The organism is Hominilimicola sp. (genome assembly GCF_046972485.1).
Taxonomy (GTDB): domain Bacteria; phylum Bacillota; class Clostridia; order UBA1381; family UBA1381; genus Hominilimicola; species Hominilimicola fabiformis.
Window position 1 is genome coordinate 1 of record NZ_JBKVWU010000078.1, and the last position, 10343, is coordinate 10343.

The window sequence follows — 10343 nt, forward strand, 5'->3', positions numbered from 1 at the left end:
GTGTCATTGTCCATAATAAAGCCGTTTTCTTTGGCAATATCAATAGGCTTACCGCCGTTATTGAACATAATCTTCAAAATATCCTTTGCGGCATTTTTTGAAACAACGCCGTCTGTTGACATTTTAACAAGCTCTGCCAAATCGGCAGGGGAGAATGTTACATCTGAAATAGTCTTTTCGGAATCGTTAAGGTTTCTGTTAAGTTCAACAAGCATCAGATTAGAAATTTGTTTGTAGTCCGGATTTATTTTTACAGACTCATCGTAAAAATCCGAAAATTCCTTGCTTGATATAATAAGATTAGCGTCATCTGTCGGAAGTCCGTACTTTTCCGTATAACGTACAAAACGGTCTTGCGGCATTTCCGGCATTGACTTTCTTATGTCCTCAATTTCTTCGTCCGATAGGAATACCGGAGGAATATCCGGTTCAGGGAAGTAACGATAATCGTGTGCATCCTCTTTTGAACGTAATGCCTTTGTATCGCCGTGGTTGTCGTTGTAACGTCTTGTTTCCTGAATAACAGTACCGCCGTTATCAAGAATTTCCGCTTGACGGTTTATTTCATATTCAATCGCACGACCGATTGCTTTTAATGAGTTCAGATTTTTAAGCTCGGCACGGGTACCGAATTCGGTTGAGCCGACAGGCATAATTGAAATATTAACGTCAACACGCATTGAGCCTTGCTCCATTTTTGCGTCACACACGCCTGCATACTTTAAACGCAAAGCAAGTTTTTCAACAAAGTCTTGAACTTCTTCGATTGAACGGAAGTCCGGCTCTGTTACGATTTCAATAAGCGGTACACCGCAACGGTTATAGTCAGCCATTGAAATGCCCTCATAATCGTCATGCACAAGCTTACCCGCGTCCTCCTCAATGTGAATGTGGTTAATTCTGATGTCCTTACCGCCTGTGACGGTTATATAACCGCCTGTACAGATCGGGTGGTCAAATTGTGTTATCTGATATGCTTTAGGCAAGTCGGGATAAAAATAATTCTTTCTGTCGAATGCACTGTAATTATTTACGGTACAGTCAAGTGCAAAACCTGCCTTTGCGGCAAGCCTTACCGCACCTTGATTTAAAAGGGGAAGTGTACCCGGAAGTCCCGAACATCTTGGACATACACGAGTGTTTTCGCTGCCGCCGAATTCATTCTGACAAGTACAGAATACTTTTGAATCTGTCAATAATTCCGCGTGAATTTCAAGTCCTATTACGGGTTGGTATCTCATAGTACAATCTCCTTTCTTTCAAAGTCTTTTTCAAATCTGTCGCATACTGCTATTATTGTCTTTTCGTCAAATGCTTTTCCGATAAGGCTCATACCGATAGGCAAACCTTTTGAATCGTAACCGCAGGTTGTGGAAATTGCGGGAAGTCCGGCAATGTTTACGGTTACTGTATAAATATCGGCAAGATACATTTTAACGGGATCGTTTTCCTGTTCACCGATTTTATAAGCCGTAGTCGGTGCGGTCGGTGTAAGCATAACATCGCACTTGCTGAATATATCGGAATATTCGTTTCTTATTTGCGTTCTTATACGCGTTGCGTTTTTATAATATGCGTCATAGTAACCCGAACATAGTGCGTAGTTGCCAAGCATAATTCTTCTTTTAACCTCTTGACCGAATCCTTCACGGCGTGAATTTTTAATAAGGTCGTTAAAGTCTTCGCCAAGACCGCTTCTAAGACCGTATTTGATACCGTCAAAACGTGAAAGGTTGCTTGCCGCCTCGGCTGATGAAATTAGGTAGTAAGCCGAAACCGCATATTCAAGACTCGGAAGTGAAACGTCAACTATTTCACAGCCAAGTTTTTTGTAATATTCAACGGCGTTTAAAACAGCCGTTTTAACTTCGTCATTTAGACCGTCACCGAAAAATTCTTTCGGTACACCGATTTTTAATTTGTTTACATCACTTCCGATAAGTGAATTATAGTTGCCCTCTGATTTTTTGCTTGATGTGGCGTCATTTTCATCATAGCCGTAAATGCCCTCAAGCATATAGCCTGTGTCTTCGGCAGACTTTGCGATAACGCCGATTTGGTCAAGTGAAGATGCGAATGCGATAAGTCCCCATCTTGAAACAGTGCCGTATGTCGGTTTAAGACCTGTAACACCGCAGAATGAAGCAGGCTGACGAACAGAACCGCCTGTATCCGAACCGAGTGCGGCGGCACAAAGGTCGGCACTTACGCTTGCTGCGGCACCGCCGGAAGAACCGCCTGTAACACGAGTTAAGTCGTAAGGGTTTTTAACACCGCCGAAATATGATGTTTGAGAAGAACCACCCATTGCAAATTCGTCCATATTTGTTTTGCCGAGCATAACGATGTTGTCTTTCTTTAATTTTTCCATTACCGTTGCGTTATACGGAGGAATGAAGTCATCAAGCATATGTGATGCACAGGTTGTCTTGACACCGAGTGTACATATGTTATCTTTAACCGAAATAGGCAATCCCGTAAATGCACCGCTGTTGCCACTGTCGATAACTTCCTGTGCTTTCTTTGCGTCCGCAAGTGCGTTTTCTTTGCACACTGTTATATAACTGTTTATTTCTTTATCTGAATTTTCTATTCTGTCAAAATATTGCTCGGTAAGTTCAACCGCACTGATCTCCTTACTGTCAAGCATTTCTCTCAGTTTTTTTAAAGCCACGTTAATCAAATCCTTTCTCTTGACTGTTAAACTACTTTAGGAACTACGAAACTGTTATTTTTAACATTCTTCGCATTCTTAACAATTTCTTCGGTAGGGTACGAATTTCGATGTTCGTCCGCCCTTAAATCTTTATAGTCAACCGCATCAAGTGCATAGGCAGGCTTTGATGTATCAAATTCACATACTTTATCCATGATAGCTATGATATTTGTCATATCAGCCGTCATTTGTTCTAGCTCTTCATCTGTAAATTCAAGCTTTGAAAGCTCTGCGAGGTGCTTTGTCAAATCTGAGTTAAACATATCAATTCTCCGTTCTTTAAATATTTTGTTTTTGTATAATGTTTTTATTATACAAAAAAAGACGTAATATAACAGAGTTTTCGCTCTGTTATACAACGTCTTTGCTGTAAGATTAATATTATAATACCATAATTTAAAAATGTTTGCAAGGGGTAAAATGAAAAAATATTAAGTTTTATATTATTTTCATTTATGCAATTTGCATTATGGCTCGTGCGGCATATATGTACTTGTATTAAGCGTATCGGTTGAGATAAGCTCACCGTTGACATATACATATCTTGTTGAATGAACAACGGTATTTTTGCCGGAAGTTGAAGAAGTGTTTGAAATTTTAACTTCTCTGTGAGGTTCCCAATCAGTACCGATAATGCTTACAGTGATTGTTGCACCGCTTGTGTAAGCCGAAACTTTAATCGGATAGTCGGTGTTGTTTTTAAATTTGAAATCAACTCCGCCGTCCGAAACGGTTGCGTCCTGACCGAGCGGAATATAACCTACGGTCATCATATGGTTAAGACGTTCAACAATCGAAAGGTCGGCATACAATACCGCCGAATAAAGGGTACTGCTGACTTGACAAGTACCGCCGCCGATACCGTCAACGCTCTTGCCGTCAACGTATTCTTTTGCGGTAGAGAAACCGTTTTCGATTGTGCGGTGACCGACTGTGTCGTTGAATGAGAATACATCACCCGGTGCAATTACTTTGCCGTTTATAAGGCTTGCCGCTCTTGCAACATTGGCACATCTGTTTGCGGTCGAACTGCCGTATGATGTTGAATAACTGCTCAATGTTGCCGAAAATAATTTTTCTCTTAATGTGTTTTCGTCAACGGTCGGATATGAAACGTAGAACGGCAATGTGACAGGTTCACAGCCTTCGTATACATTTCCTATAATTGCTGCAGCCTCATCTTTATTTATGTAACGTCCCGTATCGCCTGCAACTATGTTTACATCATTTCCGTTGACTTCGTATCTTGCGTCTGTCGGGTCTTTGTATACAAGTGCGTCAAGTGATTCAACAGTCATTTCGTCCGGTGGGGCAGAAGTGAATGTTACCGCGATGTTATTAAAAATTTCATTGCTAAGAGCGGTAATAACTTCTTGCTCGGCGGTTGATGGGTCTAAATTATAACCTGTCTTACCGGAATATATTGTAAGTGTACCGTCGTCGTTAAATTCAACGTAATGCTGTTTTCTTTCGCCAAGTGCAATGTTACCGAATTCGTTAAGTTTTGCGTCAAGCTGTTCGGTATCGACTTGTACGGCAGGAACGATTATGTGTGGCTTGAACATAAGTTCAATAGCGGCAAATGCATTTTTTAATGTGCTGTCCGATTTGCAGTAATCGAAAGCCTTTTTTGCGGTATCTTCCGCAATTGCTGTAAGTCCGATGTCTGAGCCGTTTATTTCGTATGTCTGACCGTTTGAAGTCAATGTGATTGCAGTATTCTGTAAAAGATATGTTGCGTTTATTGAATCAAGTGCCTCGTCATATGTAAGACCGCCAACGTCCAACTGCTCTATGTACACATTTTTCATAACCTTATCTTCTTCTATAGTAGAAAGGGAATATATGAAAAATGCAATGAAAGTACAAATCAGTACGATAACTGCGATTAAAGCGGGAACAGCCGCTTTTTTTAATCCTGCTTTGATTTTTTTTGTAAGTTCAGCTTTTCTCTGTTCTTTTTCAATATCTGTTTCTGTATCGTCGTCTGCATTGTCGTCTTGCTCAGACGGAGCTGTTTCGTCATTTTCTTCGGGAGAAATTGCAAAATCGTCTTCCTCATCGTCAAAACTGTAATTATCGGCTGTTTCTTCTTCACTGATTGTATTGGAAACATCAGACTCGTTATTTTCCGTCAATTCGCTTTCGGAAACATTTTCTTCACTGACAGGAGTAACATCTGTTTCTTCTGTATCATTTGTTTCTGTATTTTCGGAATTTTGCATTACATCGTTTGCGTCATTTTCGTTTAGAGTTTTCTTATTCTCGTTGTTATTTTCCTGCATTACAATTATATCCTTTCTGAATACTGTTTAATTATTTATAAAAACGCTTAAATTCATCTAAGTATTTTGAATATTCAACCATAAAGGCTTTAAATTGCTTGTTTTTCATAAGTAAAGAAAATGCCTTTTTAATATTTTTTATGAAAACCGCGTCAAAATCTTCAAGATAAAAACCTTTAGCCATAGGACAGACACCTTTTGCACGTGGGTCAACGATAATATCCATATGACCGTTTTTGTCAAGATACGGTGTAAGCGGAAAAATCCGACAGGCTAACGGACGTTGATATCTGTCACAATAACCTTGACACATAGCTATAGGCGTGGTATATGTTTTTCCGTTATAATCATATGTGAAGTCTGTCTTTTCAATTCGTACCCAATCGGGATTTAACAGATTAAAAACTTCTTTTTCGCCCGGAAAAAGAAACATTCCGCTGTCGTCACCTTTACAGCAAGCCTTGTCGCAAAGCTGACCGCAGTCAACCGGAACAGGTGTTATGTCGTCAAAAAGTTTATACAGCTGAAGATATATATATGCGGTATTCATAGTTAAAACCTCAAATCGTTAAAATTAATGTATTAATAAACTGTATATACATTGTATATACAGTATAATTTTAGCATAAAAAATGTCGTAAAACAATAGGAAAATAATTTTTTTACGCAATGTATCATTTTCTCTGTAATCATTTGGTTGTTTTATCAATGTTGAACAAATAATAAAGAAGTGTGTAACATTCATTTAATCTAAATGTTGCCTTACGGCGTTTGACAAAACAACCTATATAGTAGTATAATTAATAAGATATAATAGTATTTTTATAGCTGAAAGCGAAAATACACGAAAGGACGGTTAGTTTATGCCGAAAAAGAAACAGGAATACGGAAATGACAGCATAACAAGTCTAAAGGGTGCGGACAGAGTAAGAAAGCGTCCTGCTGTAATATTCGGTTCAGACGGTCTTGAAGGCTGTGAACATTCTTTTTTTGAAATATTATCAAATTCAATAGATGAAGCTCGTGAGGGCTACGGAAGTTTAATAGAAGTTACGCGTTTTATGGATAAATCCATAGAAGTAAAGGACCACGGCCGCGGAATACCTCTTGACTATAACGAGGGCGAGGGCAGATTTAACTGGGAGCTTGTATATTGTGAATTGTACGCGGGCGGTAAGTATGACAACAATAAAGGCGGAATGTATGAGTACAGTTTAGGTCTTAACGGTCTTGGCGCGTGTGCAACACAGTACAGCAGTGAATATATGGACGTAACCGTTGTGCGTGACAAAACGCAGTATACATTGCATTTTGAAAAAGGCGAAAACGTCGGAGGACTTCAAAAGTCTGAAACAAGAAGCGTTCAGACGGGAACGGTACAAAAATGGAAACCTGACACCGAAGTTTTTACCGATATAAATATACCGATTGAATTTTTCCAAGACGTTTTAAACAAGCAGGCTATGGTTAATGCAGGCTTGAAATTCGTTCTTTACAACGAAACAGAAACAGGTATGGAAATGTTCGAGTATTATTACGAGAACGGTATTGTTGACTATGTTAAAGAAACTGTCGGCGATGACAGCTTTACAACTGTTGAAACATGGGAAATGGAACGTGAGGGACGTGACAGGGCGGACAAAGAGGATTACAGAATGAAAATGCAAGTTGCATTCTGTTTCTCAAACAAAGTCAATATGCTTGAATATTATCACAATTCAAGTTACCTTGAACACGGCGGTTCACCCGATAAGGCGGTAAGAAACGCATTCGTATATGCGATTGACAGATATTTGAAACAGAATGACAAATATAATAAAAACGATTCAAAAATAACATTTGCGGACGTAGCGGACTGTTTGGCACTTGTTATAAACTCATTCTCAACTCAGACAAGTTACGAAAACCAAACAAAAAAAGCGATAAACAACAAGTTTATTCAAGACGCAATGACGGAATTCTTACGTCAACAGCTTGAAGTTTACTTTATAGAAAACAAAACAGATGCCGAAAAAATCGCAAATCAGGTTCTTGTCAATAAAAAGAGCCGTGAAAATGCCGAAAAGGCAAGAATTGATATAAAAAAGAAACTTACGGGTACAATGGATATAACGAACAGAGTTGAAAAGTTCGTTGATTGCAGAAGTAAGGACGTTTCACAGCGTGAAGTTTATATAGTGGAGGGTGACTCGGCTTTAGGTTCGTGTAAATTGGCGCGTGACCCGATGTTTCAGGCGATTATGCCGATCAGAGGTAAGATACTGAATTGTCTGAAAGCCGATTATCCGAGAATTTTTAAGAGCGATATTATAACCGACCTTGTAAAAGTGCTTGGCTGCGGTGTGGAGATTAAGTCTGCTCATAATAAAAATATTGAAAGTTTTAATCTTGACAATTTGCGTTGGGACAAGGTTATCATCTGTACAGATGCTGACGTTGACGGCTTCCAAATCAGAACGCTTGTTCTTACAATGATATACCGCCTTATGCCTACACTTATCGAAAAAGGCAAGGTGTATATTGCCGAATCACCGCTTTACGAAATAACGATTACAAAGACAAAGCGTAAGGGTGAAAAACATTTTGCGTATACAGACGGCGAAAAGGAAGAAATATTAAAGAAATTTACAGAGGACGGATTGTCGAAAGAACGTGACGAATACGATATTAAACGTTCAAAAGGTCTTGGTGAAAACGAGCCTGATATGATGAGTCTTACGACAATGCATCCGTCAACAAGACGACTTATAAGAGTAACGCCGGAAAATGCGGAAAGCACATCGAGAATGTTTGACGTATTGCTTGGCGATAATATTACGGACAGAAAAGAATACATTGCCGACAACGGCGGAAAATATATGGAAATGCTTGACTTATCATAAAGGATAGGAGAATTTTATGGCAAGGAAGAAAAAGAAAGTAGAAGAAAAAGAGATTATATATGCTCCGATAGACGAACAGCCCATTACCGAAACACTTGAGCAGAACTATATGCCCTATGCGATGAGTGTTATCGTATCGAGAGCAATTCCCGAAATAGACGGACTTAAGCCTGCTCACAGAAAACTTTTGTACACAATGTATACAATGGGACTTTTGGGAGGAAAACTTACAAAATCGGCTAACGTAGTCGGACAGACAATGAAATTAAACCCTCACGGTGACAGTGCCATATATGAAACAATGGTACGTTTGACACGCGGTAACGAGGCACTTTTGCACCCGCTTGTCGAGTCGCAGGGTAACTTCGGTAAGCAGTATTCGAGAGATATGGCATATGCGGCGTCAAGATATACGGAGGTAAGACTTGATCCGATATGTGCGGAACTGTTTAAGGATATTAATAAGAATACGGTTGAGTTTATAGACAGTTATGACGGTGAAATGAAAGAACCGACGCTTTTGCCGGTTGCGTTTCCGAATATTCTTATAAATCCAAATCAAGGTATTGCCGTAGGTATGGCAAGTAATATTTGTTCATTCAATCTTAAAGAAGTTTGTGACGCAACTATCGCTTGTATGAAAAACGAAAATGCGGACGTGATTAAATATATGCCTGCACCTGACTTTTCAATGGGAGCAGACCTTATTTACTCTGAAAGCGAAATGCGTAAGATTTACGAAACAGGCCGCGGAAGTTTTAAACTTCGTGCAAAATATACTTACGACAAGGCAAATAACTGTATCGAAATCAACGAAATTCCTTATACAACAACAGTCGAAGCGATAATCGGCAAGATTATGGAGCTTGTAAAAGCAAACAAACTGAAAGAAATTTCAGACGCACGTGACGAAACAGGTCTTGACGGTTTTCAAATCGCACTTGATTTAAAACGCGGCGTTGATCCCGATATGCTTATGACAAAGCTTTATAAGCTGACACCGCTTGAGGACAGTTTTAGCTGTAACTTCAATATCTTGATTAATGCAAGACCTATGGTTCTGGGCGTTAAGCAGATTTTACAGCAGTGGATACTGTTCAGAATGAACTGCGTTAAAAACGGTATTAAATATGATATTGATAAAAAAAGCGAAAAACTTCACCTTTTAACAGGTCTTAAAAAGATTTTGCTTGATATTGACAAAGCGATTGCAATAATTCGTCATACGGAAAAAGATACCGATGTTGTTCCTAATCTTATGGAGGGCTTTGACATTGACGAAGTTCAAGCAGAGTATATTGCGGAAATCAAACTTCGCAGTTTGAACAAGGAATATATCATAAACAGAACCGCAGAGATTGAAAAACTTATGGAGGAACTTGAAGAACTGAACCGTATTTTGGGTGACGATAACGAGGTTAAGAATATTATCGCAGACCAGTTAAAGAAAATCGCAATGAAATACGGTCAGGAAAGAAAGACGACTTTAATCAGCGGTGAGGAAATAACGGAGTATAACGAAACGGAAAATATAGACGATTATCCGCTTACAATTTTCGTAACAAGAGATAATTATATTAAGAAGATTTCAGCCGTATCACTTCGTTCAAGCACAACGGAGCATAAATTAAAGGAAACAGATGAAATTGTTCAGACAATGGAATCGACAAATAAATCCGAACTTATATTCTTCTCAAATAAGTGCGTTGCATATAAAATGAAAACATATGACCTTGCAGATGCAAAGGTAAGCACTATGGGCGAGTACCTGCCGGGAATACTTGGACTTGAAGAAGATGAAAAAATAGTGTATACTGTTGTAACAACGGATTATAAGGGCGAAATGCTGTTTACGTTTGAAAACGGTAAAATGGCGAAAGTTGCGCTTTCAAATTATGAAACTAAGACAAACCGTAAAAAACTTATCGGTGCATACGGAAATAAGTCGCCGATATGTGATATAAGACTTCTTGATGAAGATAAAGATGTTGTTCTGATGTCGGATAATAACAGAGTGTTATTGGTTAATACGGAAAAGATTCCGCTTAAAGCGACAAAGAGTACACAGGGTATACAGGTAATAACGTTGCGTAAAAAAGACGCAAAGGTTGTTAAGGTTGTAGACAAAGAACAATGCACAGTTGAGGACATTGAGCATTACAGACCGAAAAATATTCCGGCAGCCGGAGGAATTTTAAGGGGAGAGGACAATCAAATAAGTCTGATATAAATTTCAAGCTCTGATATAGCGGAGCGGAAGGGAAGTGGAGATATGTTAAAGGAAGAGGATAAAAAGAGATTACAAGAGAGATTTCAAGAAGAGGCATCAGATGTGTATCAGCCGTTTTCAAAGGAACTTTTTAAGCAGTACAGCGTTAAAAGAGGTTTGAGAAACGATGACGGTACAGGTGTAATGGCAGGGCTTACTTCTGTCGGTGCGGTTTTGGGTTACTATATTGA

General features: G+C 39.0%; 7 protein-coding genes and 1 pseudogene. 3 read left to right on the forward strand and 5 right to left on the reverse strand.

Annotated features, from left to right (window positions below; genetic code table 11):
* The 5 genes from gatB to ACLTU0_RS08390 form a co-directional block, all read right to left on the reverse strand.
* Positions 1-1241, reverse strand: a 1241-nt coding sequence (gatB, locus tag ACLTU0_RS08370) for an Asp-tRNA(Asn)/Glu-tRNA(Gln) amidotransferase subunit GatB (protein ID WP_412322026.1), incomplete at its 3' end; no start/stop codon positions are given.
* Entirely contained in the window at positions 1238-2650 is a 1413-nt protein-coding gene (gatA, locus tag ACLTU0_RS08375) for an Asp-tRNA(Asn)/Glu-tRNA(Gln) amidotransferase subunit GatA (RefSeq protein WP_412322029.1), read from the reverse strand. The genes gatB and gatA, both read right to left, overlap by 4 nt.
* A 50-nt stretch (positions 2651-2700) precedes the next feature.
* Positions 2701-2979 carry an Asp-tRNA(Asn)/Glu-tRNA(Gln) amidotransferase subunit GatC gene (gene gatC, locus ACLTU0_RS08380; protein WP_022229919.1) on the reverse strand — a complete coding sequence of 93 codons (279 nt, stop codon included), beginning with the start codon at positions 2977-2979 and terminating at the stop codon, positions 2701-2703.
* Between the two features lie 204 nt (positions 2980-3183).
* Positions 3184-5001, reverse strand: coding sequence for a VanW family protein (locus ACLTU0_RS08385; RefSeq protein WP_412322027.1), 1818 nt, complete (start codon positions 4999-5001; stop codon positions 3184-3186).
* 31 nt (positions 5002-5032) lie between these two features.
* Entirely contained in the window at positions 5033-5551 is a 519-nt protein-coding gene (locus tag ACLTU0_RS08390; RefSeq protein ID WP_022229921.1) for a hypothetical protein, read from the reverse strand.
* Between the two features lie 313 nt (positions 5552-5864).
* Here ACLTU0_RS08390 and ACLTU0_RS08395 point away from each other — a divergent pair, with 313 nt between their 5' ends.
* The 3 genes and pseudogenes from ACLTU0_RS08395 to ACLTU0_RS08405 form a co-directional block, all read left to right on the forward strand.
* Positions 5865-7883 carry a DNA gyrase/topoisomerase IV subunit B gene (locus ACLTU0_RS08395; protein WP_022229922.1) on the forward strand — a complete coding sequence of 673 codons (2019 nt, stop codon included), beginning with the start codon at positions 5865-5867 and terminating at the stop codon, positions 7881-7883.
* Between the two features lie 16 nt (positions 7884-7899).
* Entirely contained in the window at positions 7900-10113 is a 2214-nt protein-coding gene (locus ACLTU0_RS08400; RefSeq protein ID WP_337870380.1) for a DNA gyrase subunit A, read from the forward strand.
* 42 nt (positions 10114-10155) lie between these two features.
* Positions 10156-10343: pseudogene (locus tag ACLTU0_RS08405) on the forward strand (citrate synthase); the annotation flags it as partial.

Coding starts and splice junctions, on each gene's coding strand:
- gatA (WP_412322029.1), bottom strand. CDS start 2,650: ATGCTTGACAGTAAGGAGATCAGTGCGGTTGAACTTACCGAGCAATAT.
- gatC (WP_022229919.1), bottom strand. CDS start 2,979: ATGTTTAACTCAGATTTGACAAAGCACCTCGCAGAGCTTTCAAAGCTT.
- ACLTU0_RS08385 (WP_412322027.1), bottom strand. CDS start 5,001: ATGCAGGAAAATAACAACGAGAATAAGAAAACTCTAAACGAAAATGAC.
- ACLTU0_RS08390 (WP_022229921.1), bottom strand. CDS start 5,551: ATGAATACCGCATATATATATCTTCAGCTGTATAAACTTTTTGACGAC.
- ACLTU0_RS08395 (WP_022229922.1), top strand. CDS start 5,865: ATGCCGAAAAAGAAACAGGAATACGGAAATGACAGCATAACAAGTCTA.
- ACLTU0_RS08400 (WP_337870380.1), top strand. CDS start 7,900: ATGGCAAGGAAGAAAAAGAAAGTAGAAGAAAAAGAGATTATATATGCT.